The organism is Rhodococcus sp. JG-3 (assembly GCF_000482405.1).
GTDB classification, from domain to species: domain Bacteria; phylum Actinomycetota; class Actinomycetes; order Mycobacteriales; family Mycobacteriaceae; genus Rhodococcoides; species Rhodococcoides fascians.
Map to the genome: position 1 here is coordinate 35,477 of NZ_KI519398.1, position 23,110 is coordinate 58,586.

General features: G+C 63.9%; 23 protein-coding genes. 9 read left to right on the forward strand and 14 right to left on the reverse strand.

All coding sequences use genetic code 11. From position 1 onward, the window contains the following. Positions 1-34: 34 nt before the first annotated feature. Positions 35-898, reverse strand: a complete 864-nt coding sequence (locus tag K414_RS0101245) for a TauD/TfdA family dioxygenase (RefSeq protein ID WP_027494280.1) — start codon at positions 896-898, stop codon at positions 35-37. A 304-nt stretch (positions 899-1,202) separates the two neighbouring features. Here K414_RS0101245 and K414_RS0101250 point away from each other — a divergent pair, with 304 nt between their 5' ends. Beyond that, positions 1,203-2,588, forward strand: coding sequence for an FAD-dependent oxidoreductase (locus K414_RS0101250; RefSeq protein WP_027494281.1), 1,386 nt, complete (start codon positions 1,203-1,205; stop codon positions 2,586-2,588). A 104-nt stretch (positions 2,589-2,692) separates the two neighbouring features. Here the strand turns inward: K414_RS0101250 and K414_RS0101255 are convergent, their stop codons facing one another. Then, a complete protein-coding gene (locus tag K414_RS0101255) occupies positions 2,693-3,562 on the reverse strand; it encodes an SMP-30/gluconolactonase/LRE family protein (RefSeq protein WP_027494282.1) in 870 nt (289 codons plus the stop codon). 55 nt (positions 3,563-3,617) lie between these two features. Here K414_RS0101255 and K414_RS0101260 point away from each other — a divergent pair, with 55 nt between their 5' ends. Then, the gene (locus K414_RS0101260) at positions 3,618-4,364 is read left to right on the forward strand and encodes an amidohydrolase family protein (protein ID WP_032382211.1); all 747 of its coding nucleotides are present in this window, start codon (positions 3,618-3,620) and stop codon (positions 4,362-4,364) included. Here K414_RS0101260 and K414_RS0101265 read toward each other — a convergent pair. Beyond that, on the reverse strand, positions 4,361-4,843 hold the full coding sequence (locus K414_RS0101265; protein WP_027494284.1) for a DUF456 domain-containing protein: 483 nt from the start codon (positions 4,841-4,843) through the stop codon (positions 4,361-4,363). The genes K414_RS0101260 and K414_RS0101265 overlap by 4 nt on opposite strands. 42 nt (positions 4,844-4,885) lie before the next feature. Between K414_RS0101265 and K414_RS28070 the strand changes: the two genes are divergently transcribed. Then, complete coding sequence (locus K414_RS28070) at positions 4,886-5,581, forward strand: type II CAAX endopeptidase family protein (protein WP_152530340.1); 696 nt, start codon at positions 4,886-4,888, stop codon at positions 5,579-5,581. Here K414_RS28070 and purT read toward each other — a convergent pair. Then, positions 5,578-6,774 (reverse strand): formate-dependent phosphoribosylglycinamide formyltransferase, encoded by a 1,197-nt coding sequence (purT, locus tag K414_RS0101275; protein ID WP_027494285.1) that lies wholly within the window; start codon positions 6,772-6,774, stop codon positions 5,578-5,580. The two genes, K414_RS28070 and purT, sit on opposite strands and share 4 nt — an antisense overlap. Positions 6,775-6,869: 95 nt before the next feature. On the opposite strand from purT, the gene K414_RS0101280 reads away from it, so the two are divergent. Next, positions 6,870-7,946 (forward strand): CaiB/BaiF CoA-transferase family protein, encoded by a 1,077-nt coding sequence (locus tag K414_RS0101280; RefSeq protein ID WP_027494286.1) that lies wholly within the window; start codon positions 6,870-6,872, stop codon positions 7,944-7,946. Between the two features lie 84 nt (positions 7,947-8,030). On the opposite strand, the gene K414_RS0101285 is transcribed toward K414_RS0101280, so the two are convergent. Next, on the reverse strand, positions 8,031-9,512 hold the full coding sequence (locus tag K414_RS0101285; RefSeq protein WP_027494287.1) for a PLP-dependent aminotransferase family protein: 1,482 nt from the start codon (positions 9,510-9,512) through the stop codon (positions 8,031-8,033). A gap of 90 nt (positions 9,513-9,602) precedes the next feature. Here K414_RS0101285 and K414_RS0101290 point away from each other — a divergent pair, with 90 nt between their 5' ends. Beyond that, entirely contained in the window at positions 9,603-10,127 is a 525-nt protein-coding gene (locus K414_RS0101290; RefSeq protein WP_027494288.1) for a methylated-DNA--[protein]-cysteine S-methyltransferase, read from the forward strand. A gap of 72 nt (positions 10,128-10,199) precedes the next feature. Here the strand turns inward: K414_RS0101290 and K414_RS0101295 are convergent, their stop codons facing one another. The 5 genes from K414_RS0101295 to K414_RS0101325 form a co-directional block, all read right to left on the reverse strand. Beyond that, positions 10,200-10,640, reverse strand: coding sequence for a hypothetical protein (locus tag K414_RS0101295; protein ID WP_027494289.1), 441 nt, complete (start codon positions 10,638-10,640; stop codon positions 10,200-10,202). Positions 10,641-10,730: 90 nt separating this feature from the next. Continuing rightward, on the reverse strand, positions 10,731-12,263 hold the full coding sequence (locus K414_RS0101300; RefSeq protein WP_051364878.1) for a signal peptidase I: 1,533 nt from the start codon (positions 12,261-12,263) through the stop codon (positions 10,731-10,733). Positions 12,264-12,881: 618 nt separating this feature from the next. Further along, positions 12,882-13,550 carry a signal peptidase I gene (locus K414_RS0101310; RefSeq protein WP_237606114.1) on the reverse strand — a complete coding sequence of 223 codons (669 nt, stop codon included), beginning with the start codon at positions 13,548-13,550 and terminating at the stop codon, positions 12,882-12,884. Positions 13,551-14,079: 529 nt separating this feature from the next. Beyond that, entirely contained in the window at positions 14,080-14,637 is a 558-nt protein-coding gene (locus K414_RS0101320) for an alternate-type signal peptide domain-containing protein (protein ID WP_027494294.1), read from the reverse strand. Between the two features lie 411 nt (positions 14,638-15,048). Further along, the gene (locus K414_RS0101325) at positions 15,049-16,338 is read right to left on the reverse strand and encodes an adenylosuccinate synthase (protein WP_027494295.1); all 1,290 of its coding nucleotides are present in this window, start codon (positions 16,336-16,338) and stop codon (positions 15,049-15,051) included. Between the two features lie 203 nt (positions 16,339-16,541). Between K414_RS0101325 and K414_RS0101330 the strand changes: the two genes are divergently transcribed. From K414_RS0101330 to K414_RS0101340, 3 genes are all read left to right on the forward strand, one after another. Continuing rightward, positions 16,542-17,207: a hypothetical protein gene (locus K414_RS0101330; RefSeq protein ID WP_027494296.1), complete on the forward strand. Its 666-nt coding sequence runs from the start codon at positions 16,542-16,544 to the stop codon at positions 17,205-17,207. Positions 17,208-17,223: 16 nt separating this feature from the next. After that, positions 17,224-17,997 carry a site-2 protease family protein gene (locus tag K414_RS0101335; RefSeq protein WP_027494297.1) on the forward strand — a complete coding sequence of 258 codons (774 nt, stop codon included), beginning with the start codon at positions 17,224-17,226 and terminating at the stop codon, positions 17,995-17,997. 116 nt (positions 17,998-18,113) lie between these two features. Continuing rightward, a complete protein-coding gene (locus K414_RS0101340) occupies positions 18,114-18,581 on the forward strand; it encodes a pyridoxamine 5'-phosphate oxidase family protein (RefSeq protein ID WP_027494298.1) in 468 nt (155 codons plus the stop codon). Here the strand turns inward: K414_RS0101340 and K414_RS0101345 are convergent. From K414_RS0101345 to K414_RS0101355, 3 genes are all read right to left on the reverse strand, one after another. Next, positions 18,571-19,500: a cation diffusion facilitator family transporter gene (locus tag K414_RS0101345; RefSeq protein WP_027494299.1), complete on the reverse strand. Its 930-nt coding sequence runs from the start codon at positions 19,498-19,500 to the stop codon at positions 18,571-18,573. The two genes, K414_RS0101340 and K414_RS0101345, sit on opposite strands and share 11 nt — an antisense overlap. A gap of 78 nt (positions 19,501-19,578) precedes the next feature. Continuing rightward, the gene (locus K414_RS0101350; RefSeq protein WP_032371495.1) at positions 19,579-20,673 is read right to left on the reverse strand and encodes an FUSC family protein; all 1,095 of its coding nucleotides are present in this window, start codon (positions 20,671-20,673) and stop codon (positions 19,579-19,581) included. A 37-nt stretch (positions 20,674-20,710) separates the two neighbouring features. Further along, positions 20,711-21,127 (reverse strand): DUF3151 domain-containing protein, encoded by a 417-nt coding sequence (locus tag K414_RS0101355; RefSeq protein WP_027494301.1) that lies wholly within the window; start codon positions 21,125-21,127, stop codon positions 20,711-20,713. Between the two features lie 148 nt (positions 21,128-21,275). On the opposite strand from K414_RS0101355, the gene K414_RS25760 reads away from it, so the two are divergent. Beyond that, positions 21,276-21,977: a hypothetical protein gene (locus tag K414_RS25760; RefSeq protein WP_045841401.1), complete on the forward strand. Its 702-nt coding sequence runs from the start codon at positions 21,276-21,278 to the stop codon at positions 21,975-21,977. A 63-nt stretch (positions 21,978-22,040) separates the two neighbouring features. Here the strand turns inward: K414_RS25760 and fbaA are convergent, their stop codons facing one another. Beyond that, positions 22,041-23,081, reverse strand: coding sequence for a class II fructose-bisphosphate aldolase (gene fbaA / locus K414_RS0101365; protein WP_027494302.1), 1,041 nt, complete (start codon positions 23,079-23,081; stop codon positions 22,041-22,043). Between the last annotated feature and the right edge of the window lie 29 nt (positions 23,082-23,110).

Below are 23,110 nucleotides of genomic sequence, written 5' to 3' on the forward strand. Positions count from 1 at the left end.
TGCAGTGTGTGGGTCCTCGTCGTGAGTGGGTCCTTCAGCGAGTGGGCCCGACGGGGATGTCGCCCTTCAACGTGATGCGGTGCATCTTGCGGTGCTCGGTGCCGTAATCGCGGTTGGCGTAGTGCGAGGTGCTGCGGTTGTCCCACAGCACCAGATCGCCCAGGCGCCAACGGTGGCGCACGATGTGCTCGGGCTTGGTGAGGTGCGCGTACAGCAGATCCAGGATTCCGCGGCTCTCCGCCTCCGAGACGCCCACGATGTGGGAGGTGAAACCCGGATTGACGAACAGCCCCTTGCGGCCGGTTTCCGGATGCACCCGCACGACGGGATGTTCGACGGGGACCAGCGCGGTCACTTCCTTGCCGTCCCACACGTTGCCCTTACCGCCGCGCTTCTGCGCGAGGTAGTAGCCGAACTCGCGGTTGCCGTCGTGAATTGCGTTGAGCCCGTCGATCATTCGGCGAACCGGCGCGGACAGGGACTCGTAGGCGAGTTGACTGTCGGCCCAGTTGGTGTCGCCGCCGTGCGGCGGTAGTACGACGGGCCGCAGGATCGACCCCATCGGCGGGCGCTCCATGAATGTCACGTCGGTGTGCCACACGTCGGCGAAACCGTTGTCCTGGCTGTCGAGGGCATAGACCTCGGGGGCGACGTGACCACTGTCGTGCACGGGGTGCCCGGCGGTGAGGTCACCGAGTCGGCGGCCGAACTCGATGTGGCCTGCGTCGTCGATCGACTGACCTCGAAGCACGAGTACCTTGTGCTCGACGAGAGCTCGGCGGACGGCGTGGATCTGCGCATCGGAGGCCGACGCGACATCGAGGCCGATGACTTCGGCACCGAAGCTCGGGCCGAACTTGTCGAGAGTGAGCGAAACTGTCTGTTCCAGAGTGGTCATGTGTCCTCGAATCCGAGAGACAGCGGTGCGCCTACTGGTCGCGGCACGGCCGTCGAGGGAGGGATCCCGTCCCGACGACGTCGGGGAACAGGGATTGGGCGTCGGGTCAGGTCACCGACAACACATGTTGGTGCAGGTGCGACAGAAGTCGACGGTGAACCGTCGGACCAGGTATGTCGTCTGCACGGGTCAATTCCTACCGGAACCCGGGGAATACGGCAAGTTGCCCACTGCCCCAGCTCAGGTTGTCCTTAATTTATGCTGGGGTGTCCGCACTTCCCTCGAAGAAGGTAGCTCGCTGCACATGACTGATCAGACTCGTCCACTCCGCGTCGCCATCGTCGGTGCCGGACCGGCAGGCATCTACGCCGCCGACGCGCTCATGAAGTCCGACCACAATGTCAGCGGACCGGGCGTGAGCATCGACCTCTTCGAGCGGATGCCGGCCCCGTTCGGGCTCATTCGCTACGGCGTTGCCCCCGACCACCCACGCATCAAGGGCATCATCACCGCCCTGCACAAGGTGCTCGACAAGCCCCAGGTTCGCCTGCTCGGCAACATCGACTACGGCACCGACATCAACCTCGACGACCTGCGTCGCTTCTACGACGCCGTCATCTTCTCCACCGGAGCCAACGCCGACCGCGCACTGAACATCCCCGGCATCGACCTCGACGGCAGCCACGGCGCCGCCGACTTCGTCTCCTGGTACGACGGCCACCCCGACGTCCCCCGCACCTGGCCCCTCGAAGCCGAGAAGGTCGCCGTCCTCGGCGTCGGCAACGTCGCCCTCGACGTCGCACGCGTGCTGGCCAAGACCGGCGACGAACTGCTCCCCACCGAAATCCCGGCCAACGTCTACGAAGGCCTCAAGGCCAACAAGGCTCTCGAGGTGCACGTCTTCGGCCGCCGCGGACCGGCTCAGGCCAAGTTCACCCCGCTCGAACTGCGCGAGCTCGACCATTCGCCCAACATCGAGGTCATCGTCGCCCCCGAGGACATCGACTACGACGAAGGCTCCGAGCAGGCTCGCCGCAGCTCCAAGCAGATCGACATGGTCGCCAACACCCTGCAGGACTGGGCCATCCGCGACGTCGGCGCTCGCCCGCACAAGCTGTTCCTGCACTTCTTCGAGTCCCCGCACGAGGTGCTCGGGGAGGACGGCAAGGTCGTCGGTCTGCGTACCGAGCGCACCGAGCTCGACGGCACCGGCAATGTGCGCGGCACCGGCAAGTACAACGACTGGGACGTTCAGGCCGTCTACCGCGCCGTCGGCTACCTCAGCCAGAACATCAGCCAGCTCCCGTTCGACGAGCAGGCAGGCACCATCCCCAACGAGGCCGGACGCGTCGTCGAGTCCCCGTCGTCCACCACGCCCGTTCCGGCCACGTACGTCACCGGCTGGATCAAGCGCGGACCCGTCGGCCTCATCGGTCACACCAAGGGCGACGCCAACGAAACCGTCGCGAACCTGCTCGAAGACGCACCGAGCTTCACCGGTGCAGCCGAGCCGGACCTCGACAGCGTCACCTCCTTCCTCGAAGGCAAGCAGGTTCCGTTCACCACCTGGGACGGTTGGTACCGCCTCGACGCCCACGAGCGTTCACTCGGCGAGCCCGAGGGCCGCGAGCGCGTCAAGGTCGTCGAGCGCGAAGACATGCTGAAAGCCTCCGAGCCCGACAAGGCGTAGAGCGGCTGGCGCCGCATGTGAGTGTGGAGCCTGCGGGTCGTTCCGCAGGCTCCACTCCTGCCTCGTAGCCCGCTACGAGTTTCCACTCACATGCGCGAAGCGCTCTACACCCGAACCGCCAGCAGCTTTCCCTCGGTTTCGATCTTGCGTTGATGCTCGTTGAAATCGGGTGCAGCGCAAACGAACAGCGTGCGGCCGTCGGATCCGCCGAGTCCACACGCGAACACGCCGAGGTCGAAGTCGAGCTGCTCGAGAACCTCTCCGCCCGGCGCGACGTGCAACACGCGCTGACCGAGTGCGTCGGCGATCCACATCGTGCCGTCGGTGTCGATGCAGCAGCCGTCGGCAGCCACCTTCACCTCACTCATGGCCGTTGCCATGTCCGTCGACGACGGCAGTTCACCGAACGTCGCCCAATCACGCCGCTCCCCCAGTGATCCGTCCTCGGCGATGTCGAAGGCACTGACCCGGTTCCCGACCGTCTCGTCGACGAGCAGTTCACCGGAATCGGTGAACGCCATTCCGTTGGGGAAGTACAGATCCGAGGCCACCACGTGTGCGGACCCGTCCGGGTCGACGCGAATCAGGTCGGCCGTCTCGACGGGTGCGAAATTCATCAGGTCGAATCCGAAGTTGCCGATGTACGCGCGTCCCTGTGCGTCGACGAGCATGTCGTTGAGGTTCGCCTTCACGTACGTCGACAGATCGGCATGGACGGTCAGCGACCCGTCGTGCTCGCGTAGTAGCAGTTTGTAATCGCGCATCGAGACGATCAGCAGCCGCCCGTCGGGTAGCCAGCCCAGGCCCGACGGCTGATTGGGCACCTCGGCTTCGACTCGCACATCGGAACCGTCCTCGAGAGCGGATACGACGCGATGGCTGTAGAAGTCCGATACCCAGATCCTCCCGTCGTGCCAGCGGGGACATTCGAAGTATGTGTATCCGTCGAGAACGACGGTGGTCTCCGGTTTCATATTTCGCATTCAAACACCGCGTCAGGTCGCCGCGACGGCGAATCGGCGAGCTGGCATGCTGGGACCCGTGTTCGACGCCCACCTACACATCATCGACCCCAGATTTCCGCTGATCGAGAACCAGGGATACACGCCGGATCCGTACACCGTCTCGAACTATCTCTACGACGTCGACGGGCTCGGGATCACCGGTGGTGCAGTGGTCACCGCATCGTTCCAAGGCACCGATCAGAGCTATCTGTTGGCCGCGTTGGAGACGCTCGGACGCGGTTGGGTGGGGGTGGCCCAGCTCGATCCGGGGTGCACCGACGAAGAGATCGTTGCCCTCGATGAGGCAGGCGTGCGAGCAATGCGATTCAACCTCAAACGCGGTGAGACCGACGTCGAGATGCTCACCACGCAGGCCCGACGAGTGCACGAACTGGTGGGCTGGCACGCCGAGCTGTACGTCGATGCGTCTCTGCTGCTCTCGCTCGAGCCGATCCTCGCGAAACTACCGGCGGTGAGCATCGACCATCTGGGACTGTCGACGCAGGGACTTCCCTATCTGTTGAATCTGGTCGACCGTGGAGTACGCGTCAAAGCAACAGGATTCGGCCGGGTTGATCTCGACATCGTCGACACCCTGCAGCAGATCCACCGCGTGAACCCGGAGGCCCTGCTGTTCGGCACCGACCTGCCCGGTACGCGAGCCCCACGGCCGTTCTCCGAGACCGACATCGACATCATTTCCGGAGCGGTCGGCGGCGACCTCCCCGCCGTTCTCGACGGTAATGCCCGGACTTGGTATCGGGTCCCCTAGATCAACAAGGCCCCGCCGAGCCACACCGCTGAGGCGAGCAGCGCGCCGAACAGTTCCACCAGGATCGACAGCCCGGCCGCCTTGGTCGCATGCACGGTCGATCGCCAGGCCTCGGAATGGTTGCGGTGCCTGGGTAGTTCGGCCACGTAGACGCCGGCGATGAAACCGATGAACAGGCCCACCACGGGAATGACGAAGAAGCCGACGATGCCGAGCAGGCCGCCGACGATCAGCGACCGCATCGGCACGCCGGCCTCGCGCATCCGGCGGCCCGGCCAGGTGTACTTCACGACGCCGCTCAGAACCAGCAGCACCGTCGCGATGCCGAACACCGTCCACGCGGCGGTGCCGCCGGTAACCCACGCCCACACCGCAACAGCCGCGAAGATCAAGATGGTGCCCGGCAGAACGGGCACGACGATGCCGACGAGTCCGACCAGAATCACCAGGCCGACCAGTATTTCTCCGAGAGCGCTCATGGTGGTCAAGTGTGCACGCCGATCGCCGGTAAGTTGACGCCTGTGCCCCGAACCGCGACTTTCGATCGTCCTGTTTCCGGCGGCGACGCCCTGCTGTCCATCGGCAGCCTGCTCATCGGTGCCATCGCTGTGGTGGCCGCGGTCGTGCTTCTCGTCGGTGTGTTCGACCTGAATTGGGTACTCGGCTACGCCATTCCGCTGGCGACGGCGGTGTTCGCAGTTGCCTTGTGGCAGTCGCTGAGTCGCCGCGGCTGGACGTGGAAGGATCTGCAGCTCACGTCGGGTCCACGATCGCTGTGGCACCTGCTGTGGGAAGTACCCGTCGCGTGGATTGCCGCCATGGGCGTCGGCATTGCACTCGCCGGCGCTGTCGGCATAGCTCCCGCCTCGGATGCCGGCGGAAGCGCGTCGACTCTCGATGCACTCGACGTGGGTGTGGTCGCCGGAACCCTCACCATCGTCTGCACTGTGCTGATCGCACCGGTACTCGAGGAAGTCCTCTTCCGCCGGGTGATCTTCGGGTGGTTCGAGACCAGAACACGATGGCAGATCGCGGTTCTCGCATCCGCACTGTGTTTCGGGGCCGTACACGTGCTGCCCGCCATCGCGCTGATCATGGTCTGCATAGGCTCCGCTGCGGCCCTGCTGGTTCGGCTGCACCGATCGTTGATTCCGGGCATCGCACTGCACACGATGAACAACGCCCTTGCTACCGCCGCGGTGGTGGCCTCAATCTAGACGGTCGGTCGAACCTTGCCTGCTGCCTCGCGGGCCCGAGCCCGCGCAGTCTCGATGTCCGACGCCGTCGACACCGCAACACCCATTCGCCGCCGGACGAAGCTGGTGGGCTTGCCGAACAGTCGAAGGTCGGTTTCGGGAACCGCCAGGGCATCGGCGACGCCTTCGAACGCGATGCCGTCCGCATCGACGCCGCCGTAGATGACCGCCGACGCTCCCGGCGAGAGCAGCGTCGTGTCGATCGGCAGCCCCAGAACGGCGCGGGCATGCAGCTCGAACTCCGAGAACCGTTGCGTCCGAAGCGTCACCAGGCCGGTATCGTGCGGCCGGGGGCTGACCTCGGAAAAGTAGACGTTGTCGCCCTGTACGAACAGCTCCACGCCGAACAGTCCCCGACCACCGAGTGCCGTCGTGATTCTCTCGGCCACCTCGCGTGCCGACGCGAGAGCGGCGTCGGACATCGGTTGCGGCTGCCAGGATTCGATGTAGTCGCCCGACTCCTGCAGATGGCCGATCGGCTCGCAGAACGACGTCCCGTCGGTGGCGCGCACGGTGAGAAGTGTTATCTCGTAATCGAAATCGACGAATCCCTCGACGATGACGCGGCCCAGGTCGACTCGACCGCCCTTCAACGCGTAGTCCCACGCCGTCTCGACGTCGGCTTCGCTTCGTACCACCGACTGCCCCTTACCGGACGAGGACATCACCGGCTTGATGACGGCGGGGAAGCCGATGCGGGACAACGCTTGTCGGACCTCGTCCAACGAATCGGCAAACGCGTACGGCGAGGTCGGCAGACCGAGTTCCTCGGCCGCGAGCCGCCTGATCCCTTCGCGATTCATCGTCAATTGTGTTGCACGCGCGGTCGGAATGACCACCGAGCGCCCTTTGGCCTCTACTTCGGCGAGCGCATCGGTGGCAATGGCTTCGATCTCCGGGACGACGAAGTCCGGCTGCTGAGCGTCGATCAGGGCCAGCAGCTCTTCGGGATTGCTCATGTCGATCGTGTACGCGTGATGCGCCACCTGATGGCCCGGGGCGTTGTCGTAACGGTCGACGGCAATCACCTCGACACCGAGGCGCTGGAACGCAATGATGACCTCTTTGCCCAGCTCACCTGCTCCGAGGAGCATGACCCGGGTGGCACCGGGCGTGAGTGGAGTACCGATGCGGACGGGATCTGGGGCAGTCACAGCCTTATTATCCACACCCACATCACTTGGACGCCCTAGTACACGTTAGTCTCCATTCACTATCGCAGCTGACGAGTCGGAACGAGGCAACAAACGTGGCTAACACTGGTGGACCGCTCGCAGGGCTCCGCGTCGTCGAACTCGCAGGGATCGGGCCCGGTCCGCACGCAGCGCTACTGCTCGCCGACCTCGGCGCAGACGTCGTCCGCGTCCAGCGCGCCGGACAGGTCTCTCCACACGACCACCAGCTGCGCAGCCGCACCATCGTCGAAGCGAACCTCAAGGATCCCGCCGACATCGAGAAGGTCCTCGGCCTGATCGAACGCGCCGACGTCCTCATCGAGGGCTTTCGCCCCGGCGTCACCGAGCGACTCGGACTCGGGCCCGACGACGCCCTCGCCCGAAACCCGCGCCTGGTCTACGGCCGCATGACGGGCTGGGGGCAGGAAGGCCCCTGGGCACAGACCGCCGGCCACGACATCAACTACATCTCCGTCACGGGCGTCCTCAACGCCATCGGCCGCGACGGCGAACGACCGGTACCACCGATGAACATGGTCGGCGATTTCGGCGGCGGATCGATGTTCCTCGTCTTCGGCATCATGGCGGCGCTCTACGAACGACAGAATTCGGGACAGGGACAGGTCGTCGACGCAGCCATGGTCGACGGCACCGCAGCACTGTCGCACATGATCTGGGCCTGGCGAGGCGTCGGAGCATGGAGCGACGACCGCGGCGTCAACCTGCTCGACACCGGCGCGCCGTTCTACGACACCTACGAGACATCGGACGGTAAGTACATGGCGGTCGGGTCCCTCGAACCGCAGTTCTACGCCCAGCTCGTGACCGGCCTCGGTCTCGCCGATGCAGACCTACCGTCACAGATGGACAAGTCGCGCTGGCCGGAACTGCGCGAGACGTTCACCGCGACATTCCTGACCAAGACCCGCGACGAATGGGCCGCAATCTTCGACGGCACCGACGCCTGCGTCTCCCCCGTCCTCACCTTCGCCGAGGCCCCGAACCACCCACACATGAAGGACCGAGACTCGCTCATCGACATCGGTGGCGTGACGCAGCACCGACCGGCACCCCGGTTCTCGCGCACCGAAAACGGAGTCCCGACGCCACCGCCCGCCACGGCGACCGACATCGCATCCGTCTGGGCGTAATTCTTTGCCTCGAACTCGAAGTTATGGACGCTTTACGGCTGATTCTCGTCCATAACTTCGAGCTCGCGGTCAGAACACCGCCGCTCAGAACACCAGGGCCGGCTGCTCGGATTCGACGCTCGGTGCCAAGGCTCGATACGCCGCGGCGGTGGCTGCAACCGCAGCCCGAAGCTCCTGCGGCTCACGGGTGTACGGCAGCCGAAGGTAACGCTCGAACGCACCCTCGACCCCGAACCGCGGACCTGCGGCCAATACTGCCCCGAACGCAGGCGCAGTAGCGGCGAGCGCACTCGACACCGGAGCGGGTAGCTGAAGCCACAGCGACATCCCGCCCTCCGAGCGCCGGTACTTCCACTCCGGAACATGTTCGGCCAGAGCATCTTCGAGCACATCTCGACGCTCGCGCAGCTGGGATCGACGGACCTCCAGAGCAGGTTCGGCATCCTGCAGCAGGAACGACGACGCCAGTTGATCGACGATCGAGGTACCGAGGTCGTGTGCTGCTCGCGAGCCGGCGAGCTGCGACACGAGCGATGGATGCGCTCTGATCCATCCGATGCGCAGACCGCCCCAGAACGACTTCGACGCCGACCCGATCGTCACGATGTCCGATCCCGACACCCGCCCGAACGATGCGACCGGTGGCGGCGGTGGCGCGTCGAGCCACAGGTCCACCATGGTTTCGTCGACGATGAGCGTCATTCGGGTGTCTCGGGTGATGCGCGCGAGCTCGGCGCGCCCCTCCGCGTCGAGCACCTGCCCGGTGGGGTTGTGGAAGTCGGGAATCAAGTACGCCACCTTGGCGGCAGTTTGCCTTGCTGCACTGCGGATTCCGTCCAGATCCCAATCCCCTTCGACGGGACGGACCGGCACCGGCACCGGCCGGGCACCGACACGCCTGATGGCCTCGAGTGCATTGGGATACGTCGGGTGATCGATCAGGACGCGATCACCGGGCGCGGTCAACGTACCCAGCAGCAACCGAACCGCTTGCTGCGCACCCGAAGTGACCATGATCTGGTCGGCAGTGGTGGGCAGTCCGCGTTCGACGAAACGCTGCGCGATGGCCTCCCGCAGCACTGCGAGTCCGATGGGCTCCATACCGTGAGTGGGCAGATACGTCGGAAGTGCTTGTAGCGCAGACTCGTACGCTGCCGTCATGGTTCCGTCGGCCGCCGACATGGCCGCATGACTCATGTCCACCACCGGACCCGACGGTGACGTCGACTGAATCAGCATTCCGTTGGGGGTCGGCGCGGCAGGCAACGCCACGGTGCTGCGCGATCCCTGTTTGCTGATGAGATAGCCCTCGTCGCGCAGCACCGAATACGACGAGGTGATCGTGGTGCGACTCAGGTCGAGAGCAGCCGACAGATCGCGTTCACTCGGCAACCCGACACCCAACGGGATGCGGCCGTCGTGAATGAGCAGTCGAACCCCGTCTGCGAGCGCCCTGTACGTGGGACGGGAGGCCTTGCGCCTGCCGGATCCATCGGCCGACGCGTCGCCGCGCCAGCTTCCGAGATCTCGTGCCAGTGACGTTGCATTGAGCACTCTGGAGGCCATACAGCCCATATTCACCCACTGGCATCGAACTTTCAAGTCCATTGGGCGTTCGACTGGACTGCCTGTTGGCGTCCGGTGGATACTCGACCCATGCCGAGCAGCACCCTCTTCGACACGGCCATCGGGCGATGCGGTCTTGCCTGGAGCGCGGACGGCGTGATTGCCGTGGCACTACCCGAGCCGTCGGACGAGGCGATGCTCGATTACCTGGCCGGCTTCGCCGCTGAACTAGGTCCGGTCGACGCTCTCGCCGAGGACGCGATCGATCGAATCGTGGCGCTCCTCGCCGGGCGCGCCGTGGACATGAGCCCGATCCCGTTGGTGCTCGAGGTGTCGGCGTTCGACGCCTCGGTCTACACCGTGTGCAGCGCGATTCCCCGGGGCGCAACGCTGACGTACGGAGACATCGCGCGTCGACTCGGGGTGCCGGGCGCGGCCCAGGCGGTGGGCGGGGCACTGGGCCGAAATCCGATACCGATCATTGTTCCGTGTCATCGCGTGCTCGGCGCGGGCCGAGAAGTCGGCGGCTTCTCCGCTCCCGGCGGGGCAAATACGAAACAACGAATTCTCGGCATCGAAGGCGTCGCCGGATTCGACGAGCCGACGCTGTTCTGAATTCATCGGTAATCGATAAAGATACTTCTCGACCGAATAAATAGATGAAAAACAGGACTGAAGTTGGCTTTGTCAGCCAGATATGCCGACCGAAGACATCGAGGCGTCGACAACGGAGACCGTCGCGGCGTCGGGACCCGGACTGACATCGGAATCCTCTTCTCTACCGCCGATGGTGAATGCGCCCGTATCCGGTAGCCAGCCGATCGCTCCGCGCTGGAACAGGTTGTAGCGTCCGGAACCGGTGGGAGTCGGGCGCTCGTTGCTGATCGGATAGCCAAGTGCGCCATAGGGTCCGCCGTGCGAGAGGTACCACTCCAGAATGGGTCCGTGTACTTCGTGCGCACCACCCTCGGGGAGGGCGAACACCATCGCGTGGGTGAACTCCAACATGCCGCCCCCTTGCGGACCGAGCATGAATTCGCCAGTCTGCGCCCCGATCCACGAGTGTTCGTAAGCAAACCGATCGAATTGGTAGCTGAAAACTTCCAAGCCATTGTAATTTTCAGTCATCGACCGGCCCTCCGTCGCTTTACTTAGCCTCGATTATCCACCCGATTCGTAGACGCGCACTTCGATTCGAAGATATATGTGGCGTCTCCGCTATTGCAGAAGGGCGAGAATCTCGGCGGGGATCTCATCCGTCGCTGCGGGGTCGACTGCCGTTCGAGACCAGCTTCCACCCGACGCGTCCAGCCGAACCAACTGATTCGGACCGAGCAACCACAGCTGATCCCCGGCCGCCCATTGCACGCCGTAGCCGTACGCCTCGCTGGAGGTAGCGGGAGCGCTGTACTGAACGATGCCGGCGGTGTCGACGATCTGCAGCGTCGGGGCGCCATCGAGATCGACAACCTGAGCAGTCGACGCACCCGACGGAGAGGTCCTGGGAGCCGCCAGCAGTGCGGGTGTGGGTGGGGTGGTGGTGGTCGTTACCGGGGGTGAGGGCGGGGTGGTTGTTGACGGCGTAGTGGTGGTCGAGGTTGGGGCGGGTGCCTCCGGCAAGGGAGCAGGAGTCGACTCCGTTGTCGTGGGCGGAACGACAGTCGTCATCGGCTCGGGTTCGACGATTGTAGAAGTGCTTATTTGTGTCGGCTCAGTCTCGGGCATCTGGGCAGGCCCGCTGCGGGCGGCCGCCCCGGCATTCGTCGAGGTTGCACTTCCGCACGAACTCGTCAGGCCGAGCAGTACGTTGATTCTTATTATGCGAGAACCCACCGAGACGAAGTTTCCCACCTTCGATCGCAGTGTCAGCTCGAATTGGCCAGCCGAGAGCAATTGCGCCATCTGGGATACACGATAGGTTCTGGTAGTCCCAGAGACCGGAGCAAGCGGGACCTGCCCGGACGGACCCAGGAACAATGCCCTGTAAGCGAGTTCGTAGCCGTAGGCCTCATTGTTCGGCCACGTCAGGACGGCGTCGGTGACAATTGTTCCTGTTGTTGTACAACTGATTACCCCTGGTCGAGCCAGCGTTCCGGCTGTCACCGATGTCCCGGCGTAGGCGATATCGGTGCTTGCGGCCAAGGTCATTTCGCCTCGAGAGACACCCACCCCGATCACCGTCGCGGTCACCGCAACGAGTGAGACCGATGCCATGACCGCGTGCATGCCTGATGAATGCGTCGGTTCACGACGTTCTCGGTCGGTTGGCCGCCACGCAACCACGAGCAACGAGACTGAGAGCAATGCGCCGGTTCCCCACGCAAGAGGCGTACTGAGCCACGAGACGAAGTACCCCGCATAGGGCACGTCCGCGAACACTCGCTGCGCTTCAGCGACTACATACGTCTCGGGATCGACGACATCGTTCGCATCGCCCTTGAGGACCAGTTCCGCGGAATTACCAACCACAGTAACGATATCGGCTACTCGGTGAGTAATCTTTGTCCCGTCCTCCAAGTCCACGCTCACGATATCGCCCACTGCGAGTTCGGCCGCGGGGACTGTCTCGGCCAACGCCAGCGCGCCGGTATCGATGGCAGGAACCATGGAACCCGATCTGAACACAAGCGGAGTCACCCCGAAGACCACGGCCGACAGGCTGGCAATCACACACAGCAGTCCCAGAATTGCGCCAACGGACAGTGCGACCTCTTGAATCGGCCTCAACCGTTTTCGCGACGCGTCACGCACCGGTCGCTCCCGTCGCAGTGAACAGCAGCGTCAAATTCGCCTGCGTACCTTGGAAATTAGTTGCCGCGCCGGGCGACAGGGTCGCCTGAATACAGAGATCCGTGTTACCCGTCGTCGCTGCGACAGGGCCGACCGATGCATTTGGAACCATCACTTGCGAGCTGGCGCTGGGTACCACCGCAGTCTGAGCCGTACCACCGGTGCACGTTCGGCTGGTTCCGTTCGAGGACACCGACCCCGACGGCATTGCAGACAACGAAAGCACAGAGGACAGGGATCCGGAACCGACGACGGAAACGCCATATCTGAAAGCGAGTGATCCTCGGTTCTGTACTGCGACAACGGTCGCCGTGCTCTGGCCAGGAAGTAGTGGTTGGACCGGAAATGTGAACGGGTACATTTTCGACACGAGCCCCTCATCGCCGTCGAGTCTGATGTCGACGGAGCCGGTAACAAATTCGCCAGATGTTGCCGTAGCACTTGTCGACCACACGGCGAGCGTGCCCACCGCCCCCAATCCCAGAACCATTCCAAGCGATAGCAAGGCACGCAGTCTTGCACTACCCATTAGCTGAAAGGTACGACGGGAGAACGACACCGGCGTCGCATGCTGGCCCATCAGAGATCAGTCTTCTTTCTGGATCGCCTTTTCTCGATTCCCGCACCGATGAACTGGTACAGCGCGAACCCGAACAGCCCGGCCACGACGACCCCCACGAAAATCGACCGACGCTCCCCCGTGATCCAGTTGTTCACGTAACCCAGGTAGGGAATGCTGTACCAAACAGTGCCGCGTATTTGTATCGGTCGGACCGGTTCAACATCCGGATCGCTGTTGTTGTCTCCCTGGGTGATGTACCGCTGCTCACCTTCTTTGTCGAAAGTCGTCCCGATGATGCGGTGGGTGACGACGCTGGGTTCACCCGATCTGATCTGATACGTAATCGCCTCGCCAACACCGAGATTCTCGACGTCGGCCTGCTGGACGACGATCAGAGTTCCAGGTGGGTACGTGGGCTCCATCGATGACGTCAAAACGGTATACGGCATTGCACCACCCAGCTTCGGCACCACAATCGAGGAGAGAAGCACTGCTACGACAAACAGCAATGCAGTCCACGAGAACACCTGACCAACCCACCAACGGGTGCCGTTGGTCGGTTGGTCGATGAGGTGATCGTCTGTCGTTGTCATGGGTTGTTCTTCGTCTGCTGCGCGTCGAAAGTGAACACGTGCCGGTATGAAACCGACATGGCCGGAGCCGCGACCAAGGTGGAGCGGACGCACAACAAGACGCTCGCACCGCGCGCAACATCGGTCCATTCCAATGCTCCACTGGCCGAACCTTTGGTTGCCACATCGACATTGGCAAGCGTCTTGGTACCGACCGGCAACGCTCCTGTCGTCGGACACTCAGTTGTCGACGCAGTCAGACGTACGTCGAGGTGCACAGTAGCGACTCCTGCAGACGAAGACGGAACGGCTGCGGTGCCTAGGCGAAATTTCAGTGGGATGGTTCCGGCGTTGACAATAGTCAGCGGTCGCTGGACGTAGTCTCCGATCTGCACACGACCCGGGGGTTTCAGTTCCTCGAACGGGTAAGTGGCCGACTGAGTTGATCCTGGGGCTCCAGCCGTCAGGACGAGCTTTCCGGTCGCGATTGAACCCGCGTCGGGCACAGTTGCCTGGTCTCGCCACAGAGCGGAGGTGGACTGCACCGACCCATAAGTCAGCGCAGCCACCGCAACCAGAAGTGCACACCACAGCAGTCGACTACTGCTCACTTCAACGCACTCATTTCACACAGCCAAGGGAGTCAGTCTTCAGGATCCACAGGAGTTTCGCGGATCTGCTGAAGCACGACCTGAAACTGATCCAAACCGATCGTTCCATCCTGTCCGGCAATGCCATCCGCGTCGAAACCGATTTGGACCACAACGGTCACCAGGTCACCGTCATTTGCCTCGGTCAACGTCGGGACCACACCGCCGGCAGTCTCGATAGTGGTCGCCAGCGTGACCATGTCGGCCGTGACGGAACCGTTCTCAGGTAAGTCGATAGATGCCAGATCCGGCGTCACGGTTGCCAACAGGTTGTCGCCCTCAGCATCTACCCGGAAGTCTGCCGAATACTCGAGAAGATCTTCCGGGACCATGTTGAACGTTCCGATCGTCACGGGGTTGGTCCGCGGTCCGGTGGGCGAAATGTCGACCCACCTACCTTCGCCCACCGGCGTCAGCCGCAACACACCGGTAGAAATATCCTCGGCATCTACGTCGGCGGAATCCTGCCACAACGCAAACGAACCCGCACCACCGAGCAGTAGTACCACCGCTGCGCCCGCGGCCAGTGCGCCTTTGGTTGCCTTGTTCATTCGTTCTACTTTCTTCGGTGGCCTTGTTCATGAGGCCGAGAGGGGGTGACCCGGTCGGGTCGTCGGCCATCCGAAGAGGCCTCCGCAACTGGTGCGATGCTCATTGTTTCGTCACGACCACCTGGTCCGTTACCCATGTGACAGTAAAAGTCCGAGGGACTTTTTAACCGGCTGAAGCAGACTCCTGGTTTACACTTTGCCGCTAGCTGTAAAGAATCAGATCCGTCGTTGCCACGGCGATTCTCGCTGGTCAGAAGCCAATCAAGAATTGACACGTTCATTTCGACATGGTCTTTCCACCTCGAACCGCTGTTTCAATCGAACCGTTGAGCCCGTCGGCGTGAGGCCCGTCGGAACGCACGAAAAAGCCCCGAGGCAGAGCGCCTCGGGGCTTTTCGGGGACGGGTTCGGCTACCGCAGGATGTCTCGACGGACGATGGTTTCGTCGCGGCCCGGTCCCACACCAATGCACGACATGTACGCGCCCGACAGTTCCTCGAGACGCAGGACGTAGTTCTGCGCGTTGATCGGCAGTTCCTCGAATGTCCGGGCACCGGAGATGTCTTCCCACCAACCGGGCATTTCTTCGTAGATCGGCTTCGCGTGGTGGAAACCGGTCTGCGTCATCGGCATTTCGTCGTGACGGACGCCGTCGACGTCGTAGGCGACGCAGATGGGCACGGTGTCCAGGCTGGACAACACGTCGAGCTTGGTCAGGAAGTAGTCGGTGATGCCGTTGACGCGGGTGGCGTACCGAGCGATGACCGCGTCGAACCAGCCCGTACGTCGGGCACGACCGGTGGTGACGCCCACCTCGCCGCCCTGCTTGGCCAGGTACTCACCGTGGTTGTCGAACAGCTCGGTCGGGAACGGACCCGAACCGACACGCGTCGTGTAGGCCTTGAGGATGCCGAGGACCGTGGTGATCTTGTTCGGGCCGATGCCGGAGCCGACGGACGCACCGCCTGCCGTCGGGTTCGACGACGTCACGTACGGATAGGTGCCGTGGTCGACGTCGAGCAACGTGCCCTGCGACCCCTCGAGCAGAATCGTGTCGCCGCGCTCGAGCGCGAGGTTGAGCTGCAGGCGCGTATCGGTGATGCGGTGCTTGAATCCCTCGGCCTGCTCGAGCACCTCGTCGACGACCTGCTGTGGGTCCAACGCCCGGCGGTTGTAGATCTTCGAGAGCACCTGGTTCTTGAATTCCAGTGCGGCCTCGACCTTTTGGGTCAGGATCTTCTCGTCGAGCACATCCGCCGCACGCACACCGACGCGGGCGAGCTTGTCCTGGTAGCACGGGCCGATGCCGCGCCCGGTAGTGCCGATCTTCTTGGCACCGAGGAACCGCTCGGTGACCTTGTCGATGGCCACGTGGTACGGCATGATCAGGTGCGCATCGGCGCTGAGCAGCAGATTCGACGTATCGACATCGCGCTTCTCGAGGCCGTCGAGCTCGGTGAGCAGCACACCCGGATCGACGACGACACCGTTACCGATGACGTTCTTGACGCCCGGCGTGAGAATTCCCGACGGGATCAGGTGCAGTGCGAACTTGTCTCCGTTGGGAAGAACGACGGTGTGGCCGGCGTTGTTGCCGCCTTGGTAGCGAACCACCCACTGAAGTCGTTCGCCGAACAGGTCGGTGGCTTTGCCTTTGCCTTCGTCGCCCCACTGGGCGCCGATCAGGACTATCGCCGGCATGTGCTCTCCTACGTTGCTTTCGTGCAAGGACGTGCTGCAGATGTACTCGAGCGAATGCAGCAGTCACCATTCGTCGCAGGCGCGACAGTGGCCGGGGGAACAGTCTAGCCGAGGCGGTGAGCTGGCCCGCATGCCGCTACGGTCGACGCCGAACGAGGGCACTATGGTCGTGACGAGGATTCATCGGAAGATCTAGGAGCGCCGTGACACCGTTCGTTCTGCAGTGCGGCAACCCGCTGCTGCCGATCACGCTGACCGACGTCCCACTGCGCAACGCCGACGCAGTACCGACCGACGACGACTGCAGCGCGATCTTCTCCGACATCGAATCCGCTCCCGAGCCACGCATCATCGTCCTGGGCGACGATGCATCCCTCGCCGCGCTGCTGACGCGCCTGATGCGCACCGAACGGCTGCACGTCGAGGTCGCGTTCGTGCCGGAGAACGCAACCGATGCCGCGCACATCTACAAGCTGGGCACCGGGTCACGTGCCGCCAAGGTCGCCCTGACGGGTACGGCGTCGAGCACACCCCTCATCCGCGACGATGCAGGCAAGGCCGTCGTCGGGAGGGCACTGCTCGGCGGTGCCGACGGAACCGACCTCGAAGGCGAGGCGTACGTCGACGACACCCGGTTGTTCTCCGGCGTCGTGCCCGGAGTCGAGGTGGCTCCCACCGCGGACATGCCCGGCCTCCGCGCACGCGTCGTCGGCCGTCGCCGATTTCTGCCGCGCCGCTGGGTCAGCGGCCGCGCCATGCAACTCGGCTCCCCCGCCGCCGAACTGACGCGCGACGGCATCGCCGGCGGCAAGGCGGTGAAGCGGTCGACCTTCTACCGCCACCATCAGGAGTGGTTGCTGGTCCGATGACAGCCCCACTGGTCCGATGACCGTTCCGGTGCGGCGCAGTCCCGTACTGCCGAGCCCGATCTTCGTCGCGGTGCTCGCCGTCGCCGGAATCGGTGGTGCCCTTGCCTGGACGGCGGACGACGTCACGTCCGTCGCCGCGCGCATCGGAGTGTTCGTGCTCGTTCTCGCCGGGTGGATCGCGTCGGTGTGCCTGCACGAATTCGGCCACGCCTACACCGCGTTTCGAGCCGGTGATCGCGAAGTCGAGCTCCGCGGCTACCTGACCCTGAACCCGCTGAGGTACACCCACCCGCTGCTGTCCATCGTTCTCCCGGTGGTGTTCATCGCGATCGGTGGGATCGGCCTGCCGGGCGGTGCCGTCTACCTGCGCACCGGGCAGTTCTCGGCGTCGACCCAGCGGCGCATCGCACTGGCCGGCCCGTTCGCCAATGCCGTTCTCGCCGTTGTTCTTCTGACGGTCATCAGGCTGTTCGGTACCGCCGGCACCAACGCCGCCTTCTGGTACGGGCTCAGCTTTCTGGCGTTTCTGCAGATCATGGCTACGATCCTCAACCTGATCCCGGTGCCCGGACTCGACGGCTACGCCGCCCTCGAACCCTCGCTCTCACCCACCACCCGAGCGTCGCTGAACCAGTTCAAGGGATACGGAATCCTCGTCCTCGTTGCGTTGCTTTTCGTGCCGGCCGTCAATGCCGCCTTCTTCGGAGCGATCTACACCTTGTTCGGATTGTCGGGGGTCCCCGAGTTCTTCGCCGGCAACGGCAACTACCTGATGCGATTCTGGATCTGACAGGTCCAGCGGGAAAGAGTGCACGATATCGAACGCAATCGGCGGGATTCCGTCTGTTCGGGCGGGTTCCGTGCATTCTTTCCAACACTGTCGGTGTCGGATCGCATAATGTGCGCATGACGACGTGGAACGAATTCTCGGCAGCGGTCCCGACTCTCGCGTCCGCGGTACGGGCTCGATTCACCGCGCACAAGCACCATGTTCTTGCGACGCTACGAACAGACGGCTCACCGCGCGTCAGTGGAACCGAGGTGGAGTTCGTGGACACCGGGGTGCTGCGACTCGGCTCGATGCTCGGTGCCGCCAAAGCGCGAGATCTTCAGCGCGACGGCCGCTTCGCATTGCACAGCAATCCCGGCCACCACTCGATGGAGGGCGGCGACGCAAAGATCAGCGGAATCGCCGCAGAAATCACCGATCCTGCTGTGCTGCAACCGATATTCGACGCGGCTCCCGGCGAACTCGTGCCGTATCACGTGTTCGATCTCGACATCGGCGAAGTGGTACTGACGTCACTGGTGGACGATCACATGCAGATCGACGTCTGGCGTCCGGGAACCGAGGTACGCACCGTCACCAGGTGAGCTCTTCCTTGCAGGTTCGGCCGTGTGCGGTCGGCTCGACCTGCACGGTGGCATGGTCGAGTCCGTAGGTCGACAACAGCGAGCGCGCTCGATCGAGCACCATCGACGACGACCCCTCGCATTCCAGGTGCACGGTGGCCACGTCCATTCCGGTGGTCAGGGTCCACACATGTAGGTCGTGCACTCCCGTCACTCCGGGAAGGGCGCTCAGATCTCCGGTCAGCGCGTCCACGTCGACATCGGCAGGACTCGCCTGAGTGAGGATGCGCAGTGCCGACCCGGCGAGCTTGATCGCACGCGGAACCACCCACAGCGAGATGAGCACGCCGACGACGATGTCGACCCAGGTCCACCCGAACACCAGCATGAGCACACCGCCCACCAACACACCGACGCTGCCGACGGCGTCGGCCAGCACCTCCATGTAGGCACCGCGAACGGCGAGAGAGTCCTTCGCATCGCCGCGGATGAGCATCATGACGACGATGTTCGCGGCAAGACCGGCCGCAGCGGTGAGAATCAACGGAAGACCGGGGATCTCGGGCGCATCGCCGATGCGAGATATCGCCTCGTACATGATGAACGCCGCAACGCCCAGCAGCAGAACAGCATTCGCGATCGCGGTCAGCACCTCGGCACGGTGCCAACCGAATGTCCGTGCCGCTGCGGCACTTCCCTTTCGCGCAAGGACGAGAGCGATCAAGCCCATCGACATTCCGAGTACGTCGGTGAGCATGTGGCCGGCATCGGCCAGCAGACCGAGCGAGCCGATGGCCAGCGCCACGGTCAGTTCGACCACCAGGAACACCACCAGAACGGCCAACGCCACGATCATCTTGCGAACCCGAGATCTGGGCGGTCCCGCGCCGTCGGGCGAATGACCACCCACGCCGTGGCTGTGTCCGTGACCCGCGCCCATGACTCCCCCTCGTGACTGCAACGACTTCAGGCAGTCACCATATGCGTACATACGCATATATGCAATGGTGTGCTCGGGTCATAACTCCGGCGGGACGTGCGGATGCTTGACCGTCGGCGGCAGAGTCGCCAGCGCTGAGATGCGCTTGAGCCCGGCGACCTGCAACAGATCGACGATGATCGACCGCAACTGAGCGAGCACCACGGTCGCCGACAACCCGGCGTTCGAGATCAGTTCCGGCTTCGCTCCGGCAGCGACCGACCGCAACACCCGCGCGGCCTCCGCCGCATCCGGCTTCTGCCCCGGATCGGCGAGAATCATCTGGCGCAGGACCTCCACCGCATGCGCCAGCTTCTCCACCTCGTCGACCACCCGCGGGTCGAGAATTTCGTCGTCGCGCACCAAGGTCAACGACCGCCGTGCCAGCACCCGAATATTGCGAACAGCGTTGTCGATGGGGTCGGCTGTCGCCGCCAGGGCCGCCAACCGAGTGCGATGATTCCAGTACATCGGAGAAATGCGCGCGATCTCCCGGCCGCCCTTGAGATCGGTCCGCAGAGCATCGATTCCGGACTGCGTCGCCCGAGCCTTGCGCAACGCATCCTCGATGGGCTTCGGGTCGTTCGCCACTAACCCGTCGGCCACTTTCTGCAACACACTCGCCGCCGTCGCCAACACGTTCGCCGCATCCTTACGCGCCCGCCACACCGGATGCGTCGGAATCAACGCCACGATCGCGATGCCCACCAGACCACCGACCAACGCGTCGACCATGCGGTTGGGGCCACCCATGTTGCCAGGAGGAATGAGGGTCGCCACCAGCACCGCGGACGATCCGGCCTGCATCGCGATGATGGGGCCACCGTCGAGGAACACCGCAGCCGACATCGCCAACACGACCACCAGCGCGATCTGCCACGGCCCACTGCCGATCAGGGAGATCAACAGATCGCCGACGCCGATGCCGACCGTCACGCCGGCCACCAGCTCGGCCGATCGGCGCAACCGCGCCCCGAGGGACACACCGAGCGAGACGACGGCCGCAATGGGCGCGAAGAACGGACGTTCGTGACCGACGAGATCCGTAGCGACGAACCACGCGACCCCGGCCGCCAACGCGCACTGCACGATGGGCAACAGCGACAACCGCAGCCGCTCGGTGCCCGCCTTCATCCGGGTTCGGCCACGCGCCCGGCTCGCGCGGGCCCGATCAGCCCAGGCCGAGCGCTTCCGCTGCTTTGGGGTCACAGTCTTCGAGGAGGTCGAGGCAGCGGGCGTACTCGTCGTGCTCGCCGATGTCGCGGGCGGCTTTGGCGAGGACTGCGACGCATCGGAGGAATCCGCGGTTGGGCTCATGGCTGTACGGGACCGGCCCGAATCCCTTCCATCCGTTACGACGCAACTGGTCCAGACCTCGGTGATAACCGGTACGCGCATAGGCGTACGCGGTGATGGTGGCACCCGATTCGAGAGCGGCCTCGGCGAGATACGCCCACGCGATCGACGCCGTCGGATGTGCCGCAGCAACCGTCTCGGGAGCCTCGTGATTCAGCAGTGCGGATTCGGCCTCGTCGTCGCCGGGCAACAGCGTTGGTTGAGGTCCGAGCAGATCACCGAAAGAAGTCATGGCGCTCATTGTGCCCCTACGTCACCCAATCGTGTCCGAACACCCCCGGCGGCGCTCACGCTGCGCTGCACACGCGGTCGATAGGCTGCCAGCTGACGAAATTTCGGACTTACAGCTTTCGAGGAATTCGGTGAACGAGGGAGAACGCATGCCGGACGAGAAGAACAATGCGACCCCCGAGGCCGACACGACCAAGATCGACCTGAACAAGAAGAAGCCGGCCGACGAATCGACGGACGCCTCCACCGAGAAGATCGCTGCACCTGCAGCCGATTCGCCGGTAGCTGCGCCTCGAAAAGCCGAGCCCCAGAAGATTGCGGCCCAAAAGATCGCGCCCAGAAAGATCGAACCGCAGAAAGCTCGGCCGCAGCAGGTCGGACCACGCCGCGTCGGACCGCCGGCTGCGGAACCGAACAAACCGAGTCACAAGAAGTGGTGGGCGGCTCTGGTGGCCGCGGTAGTCGTGATCGCGGCAGTGGCCGCCGGTGCGTACCTGCTGATCGACCGCACGAACGTCGAAGACTCCCCGGAAGCGCAGATTCGCACGACGGTCGAGTCGTTCACCAGGGCGCTGGCCGCCGGGGATCTGGCCACGCTGCGCAGCACGTCCTGCGGAGACCTGGCGACGTTCTATCGCGACATCCCGGACGCGGAGTTCGCCGACGTGCATCGGGTGTCCGTGGAGCAGGGCAACATCCCCACCGTCGACAGCATCGACGCCATCCAGGTCACCGACGACTCCACGGCGATCGCCCAGGTCATCGCCCACACGGACGCCAACCCGAACGATCGTTCGCCGCGCACCTTCGACCTGAGCCTCGACGGCGATCAGTGGAAGGTGTGCAGCTGAGTACCCATGTGAGTGGAACTTCGTAGCCCACTACGAGGTTCCACTCACATGGGGTGCAGCCGCTTATCCGGCGCTGACGCTGCGTCCGGCCGACTTCAGGTCGTTGCAGGCCTCGATCACACGGGCCGTCATTCCGGCTTCTGCCTTCTTGAGGTAGCTGCGCGGGTCGTAGGCCTTCTTGTTGCCCACCTCGCCGTCGATCTTGAGCACTCCGTCGTAGTTGGAGAAGAAGTGTCCGGCGATCGGGCGGCTGAATGCGTACTGGGTATCGGTGTCGACGTTCATCTTCACCGTTCCGTACTCGAGCGCCTCTTCGATTTCGCTCTTCGCCGAGCCCGATCCGCCATGGAATACGAAGTCGAACGGCTTCGAGCCCGATGCCAGACCGAGCTTCTCGCTGGCCACACGCTGACCGTCGGCGAGAACGGACGGCTTGAGCTTGACGTTGCCCGGCTTGTAGACGCCGTGCACGTTGCCGAAGGTGGCCGCCAGCAGGTAGCGCGAGCCGGCGTCTCCGGCACCGAGGGCCTCGACGGTCTTGAGGAAGTCCTCGTTCGACGTGTACAGCTTGTCGTTGATCTCGGCCTCGACGCCGTCTTCCTCGCCGCCGACGACGCCGATTTCGATCTCCAGGATGATCTTCGCGGCCGCAGCGCGGGCCAGCAGATCCTTGGCGATCTCCAGGTTCTCGTCGATCGGTACGGCCGATCCGTCCCACATGTGCGACTGGAACAGCGGGTTCTTGCCGGCGTCGACGCGCTCCTGCGAGATCGCGAGCAGCGGACGCACGTAGGTGTCCAGCTTGTCCTTGGGGCAGTGGTCGGTGTGCAGCGCGATCGTGACGTCGTATTCGGCAGCCACGACGTGAGCGAACTCGGCGAGCGCGACAGCGCCGGTGACCATGCTCTTCACACCCAGGCCGGAGCCGAATTCTGCGCCGCCGGTCGAGAACTGGATGATGCCGTCGCTACCCGCGTCGGCGAAGCCTTTGATGGCGGCGTTGATGGACTCTGAACCCACACAGTTGATTGCCGGGAAGGCGAACTTGTGTTCCTTCGCCCGGCCCAGCATCTCGGCGTAGACCTCGGGAGTTGCGATAGGCACGGCGTCATTCCTCCATTGAAAGTTCGATT

Coding starts and splice junctions, on each gene's coding strand:
- K414_RS0101245 (WP_027494280.1), bottom strand. CDS start 898: ATGACCACTCTGGAACAGACAGTTTCGCTCACTCTCGACAAGTTCGGC.
- K414_RS0101250 (WP_027494281.1), top strand. CDS start 1,203: ATGACTGATCAGACTCGTCCACTCCGCGTCGCCATCGTCGGTGCCGGA.
- K414_RS0101255 (WP_027494282.1), bottom strand. CDS start 3,562: ATGAAACCGGAGACCACCGTCGTTCTCGACGGATACACATACTTCGAA.
- K414_RS0101260 (WP_032382211.1), top strand. CDS start 3,618: ATGCTGGGACCCGTGTTCGACGCCCACCTACACATCATCGACCCCAGA.
- K414_RS0101265 (WP_027494284.1), bottom strand. CDS start 4,843: ATGAGCGCTCTCGGAGAAATACTGGTCGGCCTGGTGATTCTGGTCGGA.
- K414_RS0101285 (WP_027494287.1), bottom strand. CDS start 9,512: ATGGCCTCCAGAGTGCTCAATGCAACGTCACTGGCACGAGATCTCGGA.
- K414_RS0101290 (WP_027494288.1), top strand. CDS start 9,603: ATGCCGAGCAGCACCCTCTTCGACACGGCCATCGGGCGATGCGGTCTT.
- K414_RS0101295 (WP_027494289.1), bottom strand. CDS start 10,640: ATGACTGAAAATTACAATGGCTTGGAAGTTTTCAGCTACCAATTCGAT.
- K414_RS0101320 (WP_027494294.1), bottom strand. CDS start 14,637: ATGAACAAGGCAACCAAAGGCGCACTGGCCGCGGGCGCAGCGGTGGTA.
- K414_RS0101325 (WP_027494295.1), bottom strand. CDS start 16,338: ATGCCGGCGATAGTCCTGATCGGCGCCCAGTGGGGCGACGAAGGCAAA.
- K414_RS0101335 (WP_027494297.1), top strand. CDS start 17,224: ATGACCGTTCCGGTGCGGCGCAGTCCCGTACTGCCGAGCCCGATCTTC.
- K414_RS0101340 (WP_027494298.1), top strand. CDS start 18,114: ATGACGACGTGGAACGAATTCTCGGCAGCGGTCCCGACTCTCGCGTCC.
- K414_RS0101345 (WP_027494299.1), bottom strand. CDS start 19,500: ATGGGCGCGGGTCACGGACACAGCCACGGCGTGGGTGGTCATTCGCCC.
- K414_RS0101350 (WP_032371495.1), bottom strand. CDS start 20,673: ATGAAGGCGGGCACCGAGCGGCTGCGGTTGTCGCTGTTGCCCATCGTG.
- K414_RS0101355 (WP_027494301.1), bottom strand. CDS start 21,127: ATGACTTCTTTCGGTGATCTGCTCGGACCTCAACCAACGCTGTTGCCC.
- K414_RS25760 (WP_045841401.1), top strand. CDS start 21,276: ATGCCGGACGAGAAGAACAATGCGACCCCCGAGGCCGACACGACCAAG.